General features: G+C 55.4%; 19 protein-coding genes and 2 pseudogenes. 4 read left to right on the top strand and 17 right to left on the bottom strand.

Features of this window, described 5'->3' with window-relative positions:
* Window positions 1-387: 387 nt before the first annotated feature.
* The gene (gene ardK / locus ACNQ0T_RS22605; RefSeq protein ID WP_000057569.1) at window positions 388-729 is read left to right on the top strand and encodes an antirestriction protein ArdAB regulator ArdK; all 342 of its coding nucleotides are present in this window, start codon (window positions 388-390) and stop codon (window positions 727-729) included.
* Between the two features lie 14 nt (window positions 730-743).
* On the opposite strand, the gene ACNQ0T_RS22600 is transcribed toward ardK, so the two are convergent.
* The 3 genes from ACNQ0T_RS22600 to aph(3'')-Ib all read right to left on the bottom strand — a co-directional run bounded on the left by ACNQ0T_RS22600 (window position 744) and on the right by aph(3'')-Ib (window position 3355).
* Window positions 744-1535, bottom strand: coding sequence for a SprT-like domain-containing protein (locus ACNQ0T_RS22600; protein WP_004248792.1), 792 nt, complete (start codon window positions 1533-1535; stop codon window positions 744-746).
* Between the two features lie 180 nt (window positions 1536-1715).
* Window positions 1716-2552, bottom strand: coding sequence for an aminoglycoside O-phosphotransferase APH(6)-Id (locus ACNQ0T_RS22595; RefSeq protein WP_000480968.1), 837 nt, complete (start codon window positions 2550-2552; stop codon window positions 1716-1718).
* Entirely contained in the window at window positions 2552-3355 is an 804-nt protein-coding gene (aph(3'')-Ib, locus tag ACNQ0T_RS22590) for an aminoglycoside O-phosphotransferase APH(3'')-Ib (RefSeq protein WP_001082319.1), read from the bottom strand. Before aph(3'')-Ib ends, ACNQ0T_RS22595 begins: the two co-directional genes overlap by 1 nt.
* 157 nt (window positions 3356-3512) lie before the next feature.
* Here aph(3'')-Ib and intI1 (ACNQ0T_RS22585) point away from each other — a divergent pair, with 157 nt between their 5' ends.
* Window positions 3513-4526, top strand: coding sequence for a class 1 integron integrase IntI1 (gene intI1 / locus ACNQ0T_RS22585; RefSeq protein WP_000845048.1), 1014 nt, complete (start codon window positions 3513-3515; stop codon window positions 4524-4526).
* On the opposite strand, the gene ACNQ0T_RS22580 is transcribed toward intI1 (ACNQ0T_RS22585), so the two are convergent.
* From ACNQ0T_RS22580 to aac(6')-IIc, 14 genes and pseudogenes are all read right to left on the bottom strand, one after another.
* Window positions 4513-5118 carry a hypothetical protein gene (locus ACNQ0T_RS22580; RefSeq protein ID WP_048228299.1) on the bottom strand — a complete coding sequence of 202 codons (606 nt, stop codon included), beginning with the start codon at window positions 5116-5118 and terminating at the stop codon, window positions 4513-4515. The genes intI1 (ACNQ0T_RS22585) and ACNQ0T_RS22580 overlap by 14 nt on opposite strands.
* 10 nt (window positions 5119-5128) lie before the next feature.
* Window positions 5129-5698 carry a trimethoprim-resistant dihydrofolate reductase DfrA19 gene (gene dfrA19 / locus ACNQ0T_RS22575; RefSeq protein WP_000019304.1) on the bottom strand — a complete coding sequence of 190 codons (570 nt, stop codon included), beginning with the start codon at window positions 5696-5698 and terminating at the stop codon, window positions 5129-5131.
* Window positions 5698-6162, bottom strand: a complete 465-nt coding sequence (locus ACNQ0T_RS22570) for a BRCT domain-containing protein (protein ID WP_000645230.1) — start codon at window positions 6160-6162, stop codon at window positions 5698-5700. Before ACNQ0T_RS22570 ends, dfrA19 begins: the two co-directional genes overlap by 1 nt.
* Window positions 6163-6463: 301 nt before the next feature.
* Window positions 6464-8005, bottom strand: a complete 1542-nt coding sequence (locus ACNQ0T_RS22565) for an IS91-like element ISCR1 family transposase (protein WP_000050481.1) — start codon at window positions 8003-8005, stop codon at window positions 6464-6466.
* Between the two features lie 404 nt (window positions 8006-8409).
* Window positions 8410-9249 carry a sulfonamide-resistant dihydropteroate synthase Sul1 gene (gene sul1 / locus ACNQ0T_RS22560; RefSeq protein WP_000259031.1) on the bottom strand — a complete coding sequence of 280 codons (840 nt, stop codon included), beginning with the start codon at window positions 9247-9249 and terminating at the stop codon, window positions 8410-8412.
* Window positions 9243-9590: a quaternary ammonium compound efflux SMR transporter QacE delta 1 gene (locus ACNQ0T_RS22555; RefSeq protein WP_000679427.1), complete on the bottom strand. Its 348-nt coding sequence runs from the start codon at window positions 9588-9590 to the stop codon at window positions 9243-9245. Before ACNQ0T_RS22555 ends, sul1 begins: the two co-directional genes overlap by 7 nt.
* 182 nt (window positions 9591-9772) lie before the next feature.
* Window positions 9773-10813 (bottom strand): annotated as a pseudogene (ere(A), locus tag ACNQ0T_RS22550) (EreA family erythromycin esterase); the annotation flags it as partial.
* An 86-nt stretch (window positions 10814-10899) separates the two neighbouring features.
* Window positions 10900-11307, bottom strand: coding sequence for a YybH family protein (locus ACNQ0T_RS22545; protein WP_063613390.1), 408 nt, complete (start codon window positions 11305-11307; stop codon window positions 10900-10902).
* A gap of 386 nt (window positions 11308-11693) precedes the next feature.
* Window positions 11694-12107 carry an NAD(+)--rifampin ADP-ribosyltransferase gene (gene arr / locus ACNQ0T_RS22540; RefSeq protein ID WP_012695486.1) on the bottom strand — a complete coding sequence of 138 codons (414 nt, stop codon included), beginning with the start codon at window positions 12105-12107 and terminating at the stop codon, window positions 11694-11696.
* 127 nt (window positions 12108-12234) lie between these two features.
* Window positions 12235-13044 (bottom strand): aminoglycoside N-acetyltransferase AAC(3)-IIg, encoded by an 810-nt coding sequence (gene aac(3)-IIg / locus ACNQ0T_RS22535; RefSeq protein ID WP_012695485.1) that lies wholly within the window; start codon window positions 13042-13044, stop codon window positions 12235-12237.
* Window positions 13045-13285: 241 nt separating this feature from the next.
* Window positions 13286-14641, bottom strand: coding sequence for an IS1380-like element IS1247 family transposase (locus ACNQ0T_RS22530; RefSeq protein WP_006473457.1), 1356 nt, complete (start codon window positions 14639-14641; stop codon window positions 13286-13288).
* Between the two features lie 93 nt (window positions 14642-14734).
* Window positions 14735-14923: pseudogene (locus tag ACNQ0T_RS22525) on the bottom strand (erythromycin esterase family protein); the annotation flags it as partial.
* A gap of 83 nt (window positions 14924-15006) precedes the next feature.
* Complete coding sequence (locus ACNQ0T_RS22520) at window positions 15007-15132, bottom strand: hypothetical protein (RefSeq protein ID WP_022646489.1); 126 nt, start codon at window positions 15130-15132, stop codon at window positions 15007-15009.
* A complete protein-coding gene (aac(6')-IIc, locus tag ACNQ0T_RS22515; protein WP_012695484.1) occupies window positions 15129-15710 on the bottom strand; it encodes an aminoglycoside N-acetyltransferase AAC(6')-IIc in 582 nt (193 codons plus the stop codon). The genes ACNQ0T_RS22520 and aac(6')-IIc overlap by 4 nt, the downstream gene beginning before the upstream one ends.
* A 162-nt stretch (window positions 15711-15872) precedes the next feature.
* Between aac(6')-IIc and intI1 (ACNQ0T_RS22510) the strand changes: the two genes are divergently transcribed.
* Both intI1 (ACNQ0T_RS22510) and ACNQ0T_RS22505 read left to right on the top strand, forming a co-directional pair.
* The gene (gene intI1 / locus ACNQ0T_RS22510) at window positions 15873-16886 is read left to right on the top strand and encodes a class 1 integron integrase IntI1 (protein ID WP_000845048.1); all 1014 of its coding nucleotides are present in this window, start codon (window positions 15873-15875) and stop codon (window positions 16884-16886) included.
* A gap of 529 nt (window positions 16887-17415) precedes the next feature.
* A partial coding sequence (locus ACNQ0T_RS22505) for a hypothetical protein (RefSeq protein ID WP_203547261.1) occupies window positions 17416-17725 on the top strand: 310 nt, incomplete at its 3' end.

Raw genomic sequence — 17725 nt, 5'->3', positions numbered from 1 at the left:
ATCCCCTGGGCGAAATGCGCCTGGTAAGCAGAGTTTTTGAAATGTAAGGCCTTTGAATAAGACAAAAGGCTGCCTCATCGCTAACTTTGCAACAGTGCCCCTTTTAAAAATATGCCTGTGGATATGTGCATATCATCGCTTACCAGCGCCGCTTCGCGGCTCGGTCAACCCCTCAGAACCGCGAAAACAAGTTTCGCAGTTCTTCACGGTTCATGTTTTAATCCGAGCATGGCGCCAGCACCTTCGCGGCACCATCGAGGCCCGCGCTGCTGCCGCACCGGGCCTCACCCTCAAATAAAATAAAGTTTATAAAAATCGTACTTGTATTGACCCCCTGTTTATTCTGAGTATATCCTTTCTGTAACCAAAACTACGGAGGCGCCACAGATGGCTCAGAAAAACAGAATTTCAGAAACAGAATGGAAACAGCTGCTGCCGCAAATGGCTTCCTTTGCACACATCACAACAGATATTGGCTATTCCGTGCTTGTCAAAGGTGAGAAATCATCAGACGTAGCCACGCGAGTAGGCCGTTCCAAGCAAAACATTTCCAGCACCGTTAAGCGAATCTGGGATTTGTACCAGAACACCACTCTTAAAGCCGAGAACGGCGAACCATTAAAATTAGTTCAGGTCTGGATACCAGCAAGCCTTGCTGAAACTGTTTTAAAAGAAGCCGCGAAGTACAGCATTAATAACATCACGACCTCGGAAATGGAAAAAAAATAAAGTCCGAAAGGACTTTATTTTAAGACTACTAACGCGGCTTTATTACAGTGCTCGCCACCACAGTAAACCACTATCCCCGGTTTACCCCAGAGATTGATATGACACACCGGGCAGCTGTACTTTTCCCGGTTTGTTTTGTTCACCGGTGCTTCAGGCGGTGGGGTTACAAATCGCATGGCCTCTATGATCTCGTCGTCGAGTTCAACCGGGTCGCGCCCTTCCTCCACCTCCTGTTCGTGTTCGCTATCATCTTCCTCGTCGTCAATATAGCCTTTTCCTGTAGGGCTTAGCACAGCGCCAGGCTTAGGCTGGTAAGGCGGAAACCTGTCCATCCAGGAAAGCTGGAAATGGCCTGTCAGCAGTTCATCACAGGCCATATCGAAAGGGCCACCGGCAATAATATAATGGGTCATGCTCTGGCCCACTTTCCTGCCTCCCGGTTCGCCGGTATCAGAAGGCATTAGTCCTACCCGTTCCATCCGGGCCGCCCACTGTTTGTTGTGATAGCCACGGCGGCCAGGCTCGCCAAAATGGAATTGCCACTGATGAACCATCTCATGCACCAGTGTTGAAAGCGTGGCCTTTATGGTTCTGATCGAGAAATACACCGGATTCATAGCGATCTCGTCTACCGTGTACCCACTCTCACGGCCGACGAAACGCTTAAAGGAACAATAGCCATACGTTCGCTTCTCACGCTGCAACGTTATCAGGCATGGCGGCAGCTCGTTGCTGAATAGCTTCTCATTGAAAAAATCGTAGGCTCTCTGAAGTTCATCGTAGGTTTCGGGCGTAGGCAAATTCACTGCTAACCTCACATATATGTATTGTGCAATACACATAATTTAGCTGATCTTTTATACAGAGGAAACGGCTTTTAGGGGTCGTTTGCGGGAGAGGGCGAAATCCTACGCTAAGGCTTTGGCCAACGATATTCTCCGGTAAGATTGATGTGTTCCCAGGGGATAGGAGAAGTCGCTTGATATCTAGTATGACGTCTGTCGCACCTGCTTGATCGCGGCCGCGATAGCTAGATCGCGTTGCTCCTCTTCTCCATCCGCGTTCCAAGCTGCGGAAAGGCACCCATAAGCGTACGCCTGGTCGAGCAGGCGACGCGGATCGACGTCCAGCGCACGAGAGAATGCGTCCGCCATCTGTGCAATGCGTCTAGGATCGAGACAAAGGTCGTCTCTGTCAGCCGGATCGTAGAACATATTGGCGGCGCCAAAGCCCACTTCACCGACCAGACCGACGGGATCTATCACCAGCCAGCCGCGACTGGAGAACATGATGTTTTCATGATGCAGATCGCCATGTAGCCCACGCAGTTCCGAGGCATTGCTCATCATTTGATCGGCTATAATCGCCGCGTGGACGTAGTCAGTTTGACAACCTGCGTTTTGATCATCGCGCGCCCGCTGAAACAAAGCTGCAAAGCGATCCCGGATCGGGAGAAGGGCAGAAGGCAGGGGTTCCTCAGATGCGGCATACAGCTTCGCCATTAGTTCCGCTGCAATTTCGGTCGCCTGGTAGTCGCCGTGCTCGGCAACGATGTGAGAGAGCATTCGCTCCCCGGCATATTCGAGCAACATCAGATTGTTCTCACGACCGAGCAACCGGACTGCTCCCCTCCCATTGCGCCATACCAGATAGTCGGCCCCGCGCAGTTCATCAGCAATGTCTTCTATAGGTTTCAATCCCTTGACGATTGCAGGAGTCCCGTCTGGCAATGAAACTTTCCAAACGAGGCTGGAAAAGGTGTCCGCAATGAGAACAGGTTGCGAAACGTGCCAATGAGCAGGAAAAACAGGCGGCATGAACATCAACCCCAAGTCAGAGGGTCCAATCGCAGATAGAAGGCAAGGCGTTCGCGGTCGGGGGCTTCGATCCCCAATACATTGAATAGGACAGCGAAGGCGCGCTCTGCTTCATCTGGCGCTGCCCAGTTCTCTTCGGCGTTAGCAATCATGAGTGCCAAATCGGCATAGCGATCTGCTGTTCCGAGCCGCCCAAGGTCGATCAGACCCGTGCATTGAAGAGTTTTAGGGTCCACCATGAAGTTCGGCATGCAGGGATCACCATGGCAAACAACCATATCGGTGCGCTCTTGGTCGAGCCGCACCGGTAGCTCTCGTTCGACACGAGCCAAAAGATCGAGCTGCGGCGTACTCTTGTCCTCGTCCGGTAAGAAGTCGGGATTGACGGCATTGCGGGACACCACATCAACGGCGCGTCCGAACATTCGCGACAGCCTGCGCTCAAACGGACATTGATCAACCGATAGGCTGTGAACAGCGCCAAGTTGCTGCCCCATTGACGGCCACGCTTTGAGCAAATCCGCTCCAGACAGATCAGCCGCCGGTACTCCCGGAATTGCCGTTATCACCAAGCATGCACCCTCCTGTTCCTCCTGCCAGTTGATCACCTCGGGGCAAGCCACACCTCGACCTTTGAGCCAAATGAGGCGGTCACGCTCTCCAGCGAGCTCACCGCGGCGGGAAGCAGGTGCGATTTTCGCGAAGGCATGCCCGTCACCACGTCGAAAAACAAAATCACCAGATTCTCCGCCTCTGACAGGCAACCAGTCAGAATGCGATTCACCAAAAAAAATATTAGTTCGATTCAATGGAGGTTCCTTCAGTTTTCTGATGAAGCGCGGAGGTGGCTCAACCTGCGAAAAGAAACGAGTTGCTACGTAAGTCCGAGAACATGCTTTCCATGGTCTCTGAGCTCGCCTTGATGCCCGAGGCATAGACTGTACAAAAAAACAGTCATAACAAGCCATGAAAACCGCCACTGCGCCGTTACCACCGCTGCGTTCGGTCAAGGTTCTGGACCAGTTGCGTGAGCGCATACGCTACTTGCATTACAGCTTACGAACCGAACAGGCTTATGTCCACTGGGTTCGTGCCTTCATCCGTTTCCACGGTGTGCGTCACCCGGCAACCTTGGGCAGCAGCGAAGTCGAGGCATTTCTGTCCTGGCTGGCGAACGAGCGCAAGGTTTCGGTCTCCACGCATCGTCAGGCATTGGCGGCCTTGCTGTTCTTCTACGGCAAGGTGCTGTGCACGGATCTGCCCTGGCTTCAGGAGATCGGAAGACCTCGGCCGTCGCGGCGCTTGCCGGTGGTGCTGACCCCGGATGAAGTGGTTCGCATCCTCGGTTTTCTGGAAGGCGAGCATCGTTTGTTCGCCCAGCTTCTGTATGGAACGGGCATGCGGATCAGTGAGGGTTTGCAACTGCGGGTCAAGGATCTGGATTTCGATCACGGCACGATCATCGTGCGGGAGGGCAAGGGCTCCAAGGATCGGGCCTTGATGTTACCCGAGAGCTTGGCACCCAGCCTGCGCGAGCAGCTGTCGCGTGCACGGGCATGGTGGCTGAAGGACCAGGCCGAGGGCCGCAGCGGCGTTGCGCTTCCCGACGCCCTTGAGCGGAAGTATCCGCGCGCCGGGCATTCCTGGCCGTGGTTCTGGGTTTTTGCGCAGCACACGCATTCGACCGATCCACGGAGCGGTGTCGTGCGTCGCCATCACATGTATGACCAGACCTTTCAGCGCGCCTTCAAACGTGCCGTAGAACAAGCAGGCATCACGAAGCCCGCCACACCGCACACCCTCCGCCACTCGTTCGCGACGGCCTTGCTCCGCAGCGGTTACGACATTCGAACCGTGCAGGATCTGCTCGGCCATTCCGACGTCTCTACGACGATGATTTACACGCATGTGCTGAAAGTTGGCGGTGCCGGAGTGCGCTCACCGCTTGATGCGCTGCCGCCCCTCACTAGTGAGAGGTAGGGCAGCGCAAGTCAATCCTGGCGGATTCACTACCCCTGCGCGAAGGCCATCGGTGCCGCATCGAACGGCCGGTTGCGGAAAGTCCTCCCTGCGTCCGCTGATGGCCGGCAGCAGCCCGTCGTTGCCTGATGGATCCAACCCCTCCGCTGCTATAGTGCAGTCGGCTTCTGACGTTCAGTGCAGCCGTCTTCTGAAAACGACAAACGATGTCAGCCAATAAGTTGTTGTAATAATCGACAAGTGTTTGTTGCAACTCGCCGTCCTGTAAGACTGCATTATCAGTCTGATTCAGGGCGGCTATGGTGTCATTTATACACCATAAACCGATGACGGCTGCACGTAAATCTGTGGATGCTCTTGATGGCGATTCAACGTTTGCTGTCCCACGCATGGCGACAGCATTGTTTAGCCCAGCAATAATCCCATTATAAGTTGGGGGGAGGGGCTCCGACAACTGCAAAGCTATCTTTTCTGTATTGTTTTGGATGTCGTCCGCAAGAATGGTATTCTCGATCAGTTCTCGAGCCAATAATGATGTTTCGAAGCAGACGGCCAACACCGTCTGCTTCGTTTCTGGTTCTTGTTCTTCCACTGCCAGCGCGTTACTGATTGTTACGCACGTAAGTAGCAAAGTGAATGCGCTCTTGAGTCTCATCAACGGTTGCCTCCACAGTCTCGCTGGCACTGGAATCAATGTGAAAATTGTTCTGGATCGGATCAACAGGAATAAATCGATCACAGTCGAACTCTCTTGGAATTATGGTCATGTGCAGTTTCGTTGCTGATGAAAGAGCTTGAATGTACAACTTCTCCCCACCAATGACAGCAATGCGTTGATCGGTATTCTCATACAGGTTGATCACAGCACGAAGATCAGGAACGACAGTAGCGCCTATGACATCTTCTTGTTTTAACGTCGAGGAGATCACGAACGATTCGCGTTCGGGGAGAATTCCTTTCTCCTTGATTCGCTCCTCGGCGCCATCCTTTTCTAACTGCATGTCACGCATGTCAGTATACGTGTGTTTCCCCATAACGCACACGCGGATCTCTTTAGAAATCCGCGTAAATCGCGCCATGTCTTCTTTGCATTTCCATGGAATCTTGCCGCCTTTCCCGAATCCCAACTTAGAATCCACAGCGACTATTAGCTCAAGTTGTGGGTGACTCATTAAAACTCCAAACCAGTCGATGCTGGTTGTTCCAGATATTGCTTACGGAAGGTGGCCAGATCAATCAGTTTGATATTTGCCTTTCCGCTGTTGTTGAGATCGTGCACTTTCTTCAATTTGCCGGAAGATCCGGAAGTGGATGCCGCGATCACCATGGTGGTCTTCGACGAGACTGATGATTGCACTTCACCACCCTCAGCTTCAATCAGCTTCTCCAAGGCCGCGTCACGAAAACCGGTGATCACGATCTTCTCACCGGTAAAACGATCCCCCGAAGTGACCTGCTGTTTGAACCCGATGATTGATTGAATCTTGTTGAATAGCTCGGCATGTTCAGCCATACCTGCAAGCACTTTTGCGGCAGTTTTGTAGCTGAATTTGTCGACGCTAACGATCTGCTCTTCGGTGATGGCATTGAAATCATCCAAGGTCTTAATATCCAAGCCTTCACACAGAGCTTTCATCTTGCGGCGCCCAACGCCGCGCCCAAAGTGGGGCATCGACCCCAACCAAACCGACAGGGGAACACTACTGGGTATAGGAAGTATAAACCACCTTTTTGCTCCTCATCCGAAGTATCTTACCTGAAATTCCCTCACTCGTTTACCGCTCAAGCCCCAATTTTAACTGCCGGTCCAGCCTAAACCGCTCTAATAAGGTTCGATTTGGCGGTAAAATCTCTAGCCTGATAGCTCGAGAGATACAAACTGCCCCACCGCCCCGTTTAAAAGTTGGCAGTGTTGAGCAGTGTTGGATTTGGGGTCGTCAGTCAAAGAGACGACTCTGTGATGGATCGAACAGGCTGGGAGTCAGTGGCGGCGCTCGTTCTGGTGGCAGCTCACGCTGCTTGGCGGCATTCGCCTTGGCTGTTTTCTGTTTCAGATGCTTGAGAATCTGCTCAATGACCTTCGGATCTTCGATGCTGGCAATCACTTTGACGTGACCGCCGCAGTGTTCGCAGACTTCAATATCAATATTGAAGACTCGCTTGAGGCGTTGCATCCAGGTCATGGCGCGGTGGCGCTCTGCAGGACTCTTGTCACGCCAGTTAGTATCGAGACCTTCCGATTTGTCGGGCTTCTTGCCCCGCTTGGCGGGTGTTACTTGAACTCGGTGTTTGCTGTTCGGTGCAAAGACGCCGTGGAAGCGTGTGAGGTTGACTCGCGGCTTAGGTACCAACGCAGCGAGTTTGGCGATGAAGTCCAGCGGCTCGAAGATCACATGGGTGGTGCCATTGCGGTACGGAGTTTTGAGCTCGTAACGCACCTGCCCATTGGCGGTTAATGCCAGACGTTTTTCTGAAACCGCTGGCCGACTAATGTAGCGACACAAGCGCTCAAGCTTATCCCGCTGATGCGCTTCGGCCATCACACCGGCGTGTAGCGAGAAACCAGCATGGTTGGCTACTCGACTGCTTGAGTCGGCTTTATCCTCACGCCCTGGCAAGGTTTGCAGGGTGAAGACTTTGCGCCCTTGCTGGGGGCCGACGGCAATGCGATACGTAACCGAAGCACCATGTAATTGAGTCAGCGTATCGTCTTCGCCCTCTTCCAGTGTCAACCACGTATTCTCGGCATCACGCTCCAAAATCCCACGCTTTTCCATGCAGCGAGCGATGCGATGGCTGAGGGTGTGAGCGAGCGTATTCAGCTCATCGTAAGTGGGTGCCTTGACACGATGGAAGCGTTGCTTGCCATAGTCATCTTCGGCATAGACACCATCGAGAAACAGCATGTGGTAGTGGACATTGAGATTTAGCGCGGAGCCAAAGCGTTGGATAAGAGTCACTGAGCCAGTTTGTGCAGAGGCTTTGGTGTAACCGGCTTTTTTGATCAGATGAGTTGAGAGTGTACGATAGACGATACTCAAGACCTGGCCCATCAGCTGGGGATGGCGAGCCAGCAAAAAGCGTAGCTGGAAAGGAAAGCTGAGCACCCACTGGCGAATGGGCTCCTTGGGGAAGACTTCGTCTATCAGCAGCGCCGCACTCTCGGCCATCCGGCGGGCACCGCAGCTAGGGCAAAAGCCGCGTCGTTTACAGCTGAAGGCGACCAGACGCTCGTGATGACAATCCTCGCAGCGAACCCGCATGAAACCATACTCCAGACGGCCACATTGGAGGAGGTCGTTGAATTCTTGTTGGATGTAGCGAGGCAGGTGTTGACCTTGGGCTTCGAGTGAGGCTTTGAAGGCTGGGTAGTGCTGCTCAACCAGCTGGTAGAGCAGCGTCTGGTCGGGTTGGTGGCGTTCGTAACCGTTTGTTTGAGTGGGCGATTGACTCGCCGTGGCGTTCCTTGCCAGCGACATGGGTATCCTCCGCTGATACTGTGGTTATGTACAGTATCAGCGGCTTGCGTTCAGACGTCCAGTCTGGCCCTAGACATCGCTAAATGCTTAACCCGCAATAGCCCTCACGAGTTGTTATCAGCCACTACCGGTTGAGCGAGAAGGTTTTGGGTTCAGGGTGCTATTGCTCCACCAATCACAATACTGAAGCCCCAACTGTTATCAGTTGGGGCTTTTTCTTGTCTGTTTGCGGCGGTTGCGTTTTATCGGTAGTCGTCGAGCTCTGCACCATCCCACATAAGAGCTTAACGGTGCGATCTTCAACGCCATCACACAAAACTTTCTTTTTCACGCACAGTCAACTTATTGGATGTTTTATTAACAACCCAAAAGGAGATATTTAGCGGGCGGCCGGAAGGTGAATGCTAGGCATGATCTAACCCTCGGTCTCTGGCGTCGCGACTGCGAAATTTCGCGAGGGTTTCCGAGAAGGTGATTGCGCTTCGCAGATCTCCAGGCGCGTGGGTGCGGACGTAGTCAGCGCCATTGCCGATCGCGTGAAGTTCCGCCGCAAGGCTCGCTGGACCCAGATCCTTTACAGGAAGGCCAACGGTGGCGCCCAAGAAGGATTTCCGCGACACCGAGACCAATAGCGGAAGCCCCAACGCCGACTTCAGCTTTTGAAGGTTCGACAGCACGTGCAGCGATGTTTCCGGTGCGGGGCTCAAGAAAAATCCCATCCCCGGATCGAGGATGAGCCGGTCGGCAGCGACCCCGCTCCGTCGCAAGGCGGAAACCCGCGCCTCGAAGAACCGCACAATCTCGTCGAGCGCGTCTTCGGGTCGAAGGTGACCGGTGCGGGTGGCGATGCCATCCCGCTGCGCTGAGTGCATAACCACCAGCCTGCAGTCCGCCTCAGCAATATCGGGATAGAGCGCAGGGTCAGGAAATCCTTGGATATCGTTCAGGTAGCCCACGCCGCGCTTGAGCGCATAGCGCTGGGTTTCCGGTTGGAAGCTGTCGATTGAAACACGGTGCATCTGATCGGACAGGGCGTCTAAGAGCGGCGCAATACGTCTGATCTCATCGGCCGGCGATACAGGCCTCGCGTCCGGATGGCTGGCGGCCGGTCCGACATCCACGACGTCTGATCCGACTCGCAGCATTTCGATCGCCGCGGTGACAGCGCCGGCGGGGTCTAGCCGCCGGCTCTCATCGAAGAAGGAGTCCTCGGTGAGATTCAGAATGCCGAACACCGTCACCATGGCGTCGGCCTCCGCAGCGACTTCCACGATGGGGATCGGGCGAGCAAAAAGGCAGCAATTATGAGCCCCATACCTACAAAGCCCCACGCATCAAGCTTTTGCCCATGAAGCAACCAGGCAATGGCTGTAATTATGACGACGCCGAGTCCCGACCAGACTGCATAAGCAACACCGACAGGGATGGATTTCAGAACCAGAGAAAGAAAATAAAATGCGATGCCATAACCGATTATGACAACGGCGGAAGGGGCAAGCTTAGTAAAGCCCTCGCTAGATTTTAATGCGGATGTTGCGATTACTTCGCCAACTATTGCGATAACAAGAAAAAGCCAGCCTTTCATGATATATCTCCCAATTTGTGTAGGGCTTATTATGCACGCTTAAAAATAATAAAAGCAGACTTGACCTGATAGTTTGGCTGTGAGCAATTATGTGCTTAGTGCATCTAACGCGCTGATCACCGGCGGTTGAAAACCGTCCGGTGGATTGGCAGGTTATGCTCCTTCATTTCATTTCTGGTTTCCTATAGGGCAACCAGGCTGTCCTTGCCGGCGCTGGGAACGCAGACGATGGCATCAAATGCCTCGCTCAAATTCGTTTCTACAGAGGCGCTTTGGGACCGCATTCGCTTTGCTTCCATGGGGTCATCTGTCAATGTCAGGCATGAATCCTCCTTACCACAGGCATCGATGACATACTGTTCCACACTATCCTCACGGATTGCATCGGCAGGCGTGGTCACAACAGAGAATCCAAGAGGACTGTCGGGCGATGGGAAATGCATTTCCGGCACGGTGAGTCCAAGATGGGTGAATGCAATCGCACGGTAATCCCCCTCCTCCCTCTCTGCGAGATGCTGTCCCATGGGAACAGCCGTAAGCTCGCCTGAAAAGGAAACTGGAGTTTTTTGTAAATGATTGTTGTGCGCCAGCAGAATTATCCTTACATCCGGATTCGCTCGAACCATTCCATCCACCACGCCCGCCATATACGAGTCACGTACGGAAGTATCTCCCTCAAGAGAGGTACCATCGAAGAAAGCTTTCATTACACGCAAGGTTTCCAACGTATACTCTATCGACTCTATTCGATCAGAGGCTTTTCGGAAAAAATCGCTGTTGACGTGATTTTTCAGGACAGGGGCAAGCGACGCCAAACGGAGCTTCAATCTGGTTACCCCTGAGATAGCTTTCTCCTGCTGAGCCGTTTCCAACTCCCCCCATTTTGCCGATGAAATAACCGCCGACTGGCCATCAATGGACGTCAACAACTGAGTCAGCGCATCAACGTGGGGTTTCATGAGGTGGTCGATGACCTGGATAATTTCGGCCAATTGCGCTAGGTCGTCCCTTGGATTCAAGGTGTTGGGTAAATCGATTCCGACTAACTGCAGTTTTCTTCCTGATTCGCGTAGATATGATTTAACCCAAATCAGCACTGAGCCATACAAAGAAAAGGTCAGGGTATCCGAAAATCGCTCAAGTTCATGAGCACCGGCTGTTGAGTTGAGCCATTCAGATAGCCGGGATGCCTGAATCGCCCCACATTCCAAACCAATCGCATTAAGCATGCTTCCTCCACAATGGAGAGGCCCAGTTACAGGACGTTGCATAACTGCCAGCCGCGACCATTGAGGTCGCGGCATTTCTCTCATGACCGCTTTTGGCGCAATCCGAGCGATCTACTCGGCAGCTGTCGGCCCTTGGGGTCTTGTTTAGGGAACTGGCTCAGATGTTCGTGAGTGATCTTCCAGACATTCGCTTCTCTACGAAGGATAGTTGTTCCTCGCCCACCGCCTTCCAGAGCGCTACCATTTAAAATTGCCCTCCACCGGAAGTGATAGGTGCATCCGGCACAATCTTTCGACTGGGCAACCCACTCCAGGTTTTCTAACCAATAATTTTCAAGAGGAAATTTTTTCCAGGTTTCCTCAAAGGCTTGCCGTATCTGCTTCAGTCCACAAAATGATCCGTCATTGAACCAGAATATCGCATTTGGTGAAATTAACGGCACCAACTGATCGAAGTCGTGCATATTAATCAGTTTGCTCGACTTCACGCGGGATCCAGAACCAGGCGACATAGAGGGCCCGTAGGAAGAGAATCGTCAGCGCCGTTCCCACGACGATGCCGCCCATCATTGCGTAGGCACGATTGCCAGCATGAACTGGCAAAGCGCCGAAGTGCTTGCCAGCCTGGACACGTTTAACCTGACCGAGAGGTACGGTTGCGATGCGGAGATCATATTTGTTAATTAACGCGCTTGCTTAATTAACAATGGCCACGGGATTCTACTCGGAATCCCTTCAAGGCGAGGGGCGAAAATCGGCCCCAGGCGGCGAGTGGGCTAAGCAATTTGTGGCATCCGCGACGCGAATAAAGACCAGTGCGGTCATCGGCTACAGTCGGTTCCATGCGCCATGATGGCACTGCCGGCAGGCGACGTTAATCGATGATCTCGGCACCTTCTGCGTTCAGACGCGCCAGGCCCTCCTTCATTTCCCGCAGCCGCTGGGCCGTGTGTGCTTGCCACTTCGTCACTTCAGCAATTACGCGCAATGGATCGCGGGAGCGATAAGACAGGGTCGGGTTACCCGGGAACTTCTTATCCGTCAGGTTCGGATCCTCCTCGATGGCGCCGGTCGGTTCGACGACATAAATTCGTTCCGTTCCGCTGCCACCCGCCAATTCGGCGCCCCAGATCGCCGCATCGAGCGTGCCTGTAAAATACACCCACGACAGGGATTTCGCGTCTGTGAAATTCGATCGATAACCGACGGCGATCAGATCACCGGGTGCAAGAGCGGCTTTGGTTCCATGGAAGAACGACTGGGCAAACATGGTTGCGGTAGCAGACATAGAGTCCCCCTTGATGTTAAGCGCTTCTGTTCACAGTGTCGCGGGGCCCGTATTTTCGGCGGGGCGCACCCTGGATACATAGTCGTTGATAGGGTGCGGGCGAGCATCCCGCATGCCATGCGTCGGATCAGGGCGAGCCAAAGTGCCGTTGAAGATAGTCGACACCGAACGAAACGATATCCCGCGCTTCGAACAAGTAGCAGTGCGCCTGACCGACCAAGCCCTCCCGATGGCGTCGCAGCTCCACATAGGCATTGGTAATTGTCTCGACGGCGTCCGGCTCTCCTTCGATAGCGAAACAATCGAGAATGCCGTTGGAGTCGAAATCCTCGGCGCGTTTCCATCTCACTCCGCCGTCCTCGCTGCGGATCGGCATTTCGTAGCTCACGCGTCGCTTGTTCGGGATGCGGGCAATGGCCTCGGCGTAGTGCAGGACGGTAACGGAATCGAGCGGGGCTCCGAGCAACAGAACCTTTCCGGCACGCTCGACGAAACGCTCCAGCGGCGATCCAGGTCCGAAAGCCTGCCCAAGTTCGTGAGGCCGCGTCAGAGTGCCGGCCAGAGGCCCTACCGCGACCATCGAGGCATCCGGGTGCGCGCTGCGCCGGGCGCCGGGTGTCTGGAGGAGGAACCGGTTGAGCAGGCCGAAGCCGCGATACGTGCCTGATATGGCTGGATCGAACGGCGGCCATCGGTGGCGCAGTTCCGCATCCATCCGTGCGCCATTGAGCGTTTCTTCGTAAGGCGACCGGTCCCACGAGGCGTATCCCATCAAGCTTCCAGTGGGGCCGACGGCATCGAGCAGGGCAGACACTATCGATGCTGCGCCTCCATCGACGGGGCCGATCGCCTTCAGCGATGCGTGAACCATGACGAGAGCGCCGGATTGGACACCCAGCCGTGAAAGGTCCGCCGCAATTGTTTCCCTTGTGTTCATTCCGCTGCCATCCTCTATATCCTGCATTCCCCAAGTGGCGTGTCGTTTGAGGTGAAGATAGCCTGTATCCGAGCGCTAGACAAGGATTTTCTGCCGCAAGCGGCACCTGCGGTCGCGCAGACTGCTGGATCTGGACGGATCAGACCGCGAAGCCGCTGTTTCCTTGCCCAGGGGCGGCGTTTTTCAGCGCAGCGGACAGATCTGTCCAGCCGCTTTCGTTCAGTTTGAGCGTGGATCGCGATCATGCGCATAGCGGTGGCGCTCGCAATCGGCGGATAGCGGCGAGGATGGCGCGTACCATCGTGCCGGTGACAGCGACCTCGGCCAGCTGGAAGGTGATGGTGCGGGCGTGACGGACCACACGTGCCCCGATCTTGATCAGCTTCAGTTGCAGGCTGGTCAACGACCAGTCGGCCATGGCCTCGGGCAGCTCGATGCAGCGCAAGAAGGTGGCCAGGTTGTACGCCAGGGCGTGCAGTTGCAGCCGCACCTCATTGTCGCGGAACTTCCGGCACGACAGCCGCGTCCAGCGAAAGGCGTATTTGCCCTCTTTGATGTGCTGCTCGGCGGTGCCGCGCTGGTTGTAGAACCGCACCACCCAGTCCGGCTCCATCGGCAGGTTGGTGACGATGAAGCCGACACGCGGGAACAGTTCGCCCGGATGCCATTCGATCTTGGCGATCACCCGGCGTTCCTTGTCCCAGGACGCCGCCTGATACTCGAATTCCTCGAAGAACCGCTTGACCTTGGTCAGTGACGGCCGCCCGACAGGGCGCGTTAGCCGATGCGCGATCTTGTCCTTGAGGACCGCGTTTGCGGGCAGCCGGATGGCGTAGAAGAACCGCGCTTCTTCCAATCGCTCATAGATCGCCGGGATCGCGTAGGCAGCATCGGCCCGGAAGAACCTGCCACCAAGGTCGCGCTCCGCGTAGCGCGCAATTACGGGGTCGAGAACATCACGCCAGCCATCGGCGCTGTGGACGTTGCCATGGCGCAGGGCGCAGCGTTCCAGCATCCCGAACTGGTTGAACAGAAAGTTGGGGTGATAGCAGCTACAGTCGAAATGGCCATTCCAGGCGGACCCTTCCTGGTCGCCATGGGTCGGGCTGACCGAGCTGTCCATGTCCAGAACGATGTACTTCAGCCCGTTACGGTCATGGAACCGGTCGATCCATTGCCCGTTCAGGTCGGCCAGCGCGGCACGGTTCCCGGCCAGAGCCAGCGTCTCGGTCTCGAACCGTCCCATCTGCGATGCCGAGGCCGCTTGTGCATCGACCGCTCTGCCGCCGACAACTTGGCGCATGACCGGATCGCAGGCGAGACGGTTGGCGTCGTTGACATCCTCGTATCCGGCCAGCCGCCCAAAGACTGATTGCCGGAACAGGCCGTCGAGCCGATGGACCGTGTTCTTGCCAGAGCGAGTATCGCGCAGCGCCGCTGACGCCAAATCGGACAACCCGAGCGCGTCATCAAGCTCGCGCATCACCAGAAGGCCGCCGTCGGAACTGAGCTGCGTGCCGCGAAATTCCAGCCGCACGCGAGGGTCGAAATCCACCCGATCTGCCCGTTGCAAGCCCGCACCCTCTGGGTGATCCATGAAACGCGCCCCTCGCAGCCTTCAACACCATGTTTTATATAGGAAATATAATGGTCAGGACAGCGAAATCAGCGCCTTACTTGGGAAATGTGGGTTAAAATCATGCCTCTCGACAAAATAGCGAATAAGACTAGCTCTAGCCAGTGAGAACTCCGCGACAAAGTGAGCACCCTCGCCAATGCCGACAATTCGGGCGCCCTCAACTACGGGATTAAGAATCTCAAACTCATTGAACTCCAGCTTTTGAGGCTGTAAAAGTGTTCTGGTCGTTCTCCATGTCATTTTTTTATCCTTTTGCGTTTATTGCTGAAATCGTCATACTTTCGCTTCGCCAATAACCAGGCTCACAGAGCATAACGCCCCAGTTAACCGACATCAACGTGCGCAGCACGTTGATGTCCGGTTGAACGCCCGGTTAGGCTGACGACAGATGCGAAGGCAGATGAGAACACGCCGAGATACCAGTTGGTAGAGATGGTGCAGCCATTCATGACCACTTCCCCTTGATTTTGAAGCTTTGAACAGTGCGCAGGCTTTCGAACGCCTGGCGTGTTTGGACCATGTACACCGCAGGGCCGTCAGGTGTGAGGATGTTTTTTTCTTGAACGAACCCGGCCTTCTCGTAGCAGCGAATGGCGCGATGGTTGCTAGGAGATGGATCGGTTTGGATTTTCGTTACGGCCGGGTCGCTAAACAGGAGTTCAACGAGCGAGCGTACGAGCTTTGTACCCAACCCCTTGTTTAACTGTGATGGATTAGCCAAAGACTGGTCAATCCCGCGGACCCCTGGATCAGTTTCGTCTTCCCACCATCCATCGCCACTTCCAAGTGCGATGTAGGATTGGGCGTAGCCGATGGGTTCGTCATCTAGCATTGCGATGTAAGGCACTACAGCTTGCTTTGCCAGAACTTCGGGCGAATAGTGTTCTAAGACTTCGTCAAGAGTTGGGCGTTCATCCTCGCCGCCCCACCACTCGACTATGTGGGGGCGGTTCAGCCAAGCATGGAGCATTGGCAGATCGTTCTCGGCCATGACTCGTAGAACTATTGCGGCATTGTTGGCGGACATGAGATGTTGATTCCGTGCGGGCCTAACTTTGTTTTAGGGCGACTGCCCTGCTGCGTAACATCGTTGCTGCTCCATAACATCAAACATCGACCCACGGCGTAACGCGCTTGCTGCTTGGATGCCCGAGGCATAGACTGTACAAAAAAACAGTCATAACAAGCCATGAAAACCGCCACTGCGCCGTTACCACCGCTGCGTTCGGTCAAGGTTCTGGACCAGTTGCGTGAGCGCATACGCTACTTGCATTACAGCTTACGAACCGAACAGGCTTATGTCCACTGGGTTCGTGCCTTCATCCGTTTCCACGGTGTGCGTCACCCGGCAACCTTGGGCAGCAGCGAAGTCGAGGCATTTCTGTCCTGGCTGGCGAACGAGCGCAAGGTTTCGGTCTCCACGCATCGTCAGGCATTGGCGGCCTTGCTGTTCTTCTACGGCAAGGTGCTGTGCACGGATCTGCCCTGGCTTCAGGAGATCGGAAGACCTCGGCCGTCGCGGCGCTTGCCGGTGGTGCTGACCCCGGATGAAGTGGTTCGCATCCTCGGTTTTCTGGAAGGCGAGCATCGTTTGTTCGCCCAGCTTCTGTATGGAACGGGCATGCGGATCAGTGAGGGTTTGCAACTGCGGGTCAAGGATCTGGATTTCGATCACGGCACGATCATCGTGCGGGAGGGCAAGGGCTCCAAGGATCGGGCCTTGATGTTACCCGAGAGCTTGGCACCCAGCCTGCGCGAGCAGCTGTCGCGTGCACGGGCATGGTGGCTGAAGGACCAGGCCGAGGGCCGCAGCGGCGTTGCGCTTCCCGACGCCCTTGAGCGGAAGTATCCGCGCGCCGGGCATTCCTGGCCGTGGTTCTGGGTTTTTGCGCAGCACACGCATTCGACCGATCCACGGAGCGGTGTCGTGCGTCGCCATCACATGTATGACCAGACCTTTCAGCGCGCCTTCAAACGTGCCGTAGAACAAGCAGGCATCACGAAGCCCGCCACACCGCACACCCTCCGCCACTCGTTCGCGACGGCCTTGCTCCGCAGCGGTTACGACATTCGAACCGTGCAGGATCTGCTCGGCCATTCCGACGTCTCTACGACGATGATTTACACGCATGTGCTGAAAGTTGGCGGTGCCGGAGTGCGCTCACCGCTTGATGCGCTGCCGCCCCTCACTAGTGAGAGGTAGGGCAGCGCAAGTCAATCCTGGCGGATTCACTACCCCTGCGCGAAGGCCATCGGTGCCGCATCGAACGGCCGGTTGCGGAAAGTCCTCCCTGCGTCCGCTGATGGCCGGCAGCAGCCCGTCGTTGCCTGATGGATCCAACCCCTCCGCTGCTATAGTGCAGTCGGCTTCTGACGTTCAGTGCAGCCGTCTTCTGAAAACGACAGCTACCCCCGGCCAAAAAGGCCGTCATGCGATTTATCTTGGCCGGGTCGTTATTGGCGGGTCTAAATGGCCGCTCCGTGGATCTCATCGCCAGAAATGGCGATGCGAGATCCAGGGCAGGGCGGCCGCCATCGTCAGACCTGGCGATGGTCGACGCCGGCGCGCATCGTCGGATGTGGCGATGCGAGCTCGAGGTCGGTGGCCACCGCCGGCGACCTGGTGCCATCGTCGGCAATGGCGATGCTGCAGCTCGACGTGCGCGGCCTGGTCGTCTCGGCATCGTCGGATGCGGCGATGCTCGAGCGAGGCGAAAAAAAACCGCCTCGGGGTGTCCGAGGCGGCAAGTCTGCATGCGGTTCAGGGAGGAAGAAACCGCGCCGGCGATCAGGGAGGAAAACCGCGCGGCCTGATGTGCAGCTCGGCCACTTTAGCCGGATTTTTCGACTTATCCGATGCGAGCGGCCCGCCGTGGGCGCTGCTCGATCTGCTGTTGCTTTTTCTCGACGTGCTTCTGCTCCTGGTGCTGCTGCTCGTCGCGCGGCACTGTTGCAAAGTTAGCGATGAGGCAGCCTTTTGTCTTATTCAAAGGCCTTACATTTCAAAAACTCTGCTTACCAGGCGCATTTCGCCCAGGGGAT

The organism is Enterobacter cloacae complex sp.6700776, from assembly GCF_048284255.1.
Classification (GTDB): domain Bacteria; phylum Pseudomonadota; class Gammaproteobacteria; order Enterobacterales; family Enterobacteriaceae; genus Enterobacter; species Enterobacter intestinihominis.
Note: the sequence above shows the minus strand (reverse complement) of the source record. Positions and strands in the feature narration are given on the sequence as shown.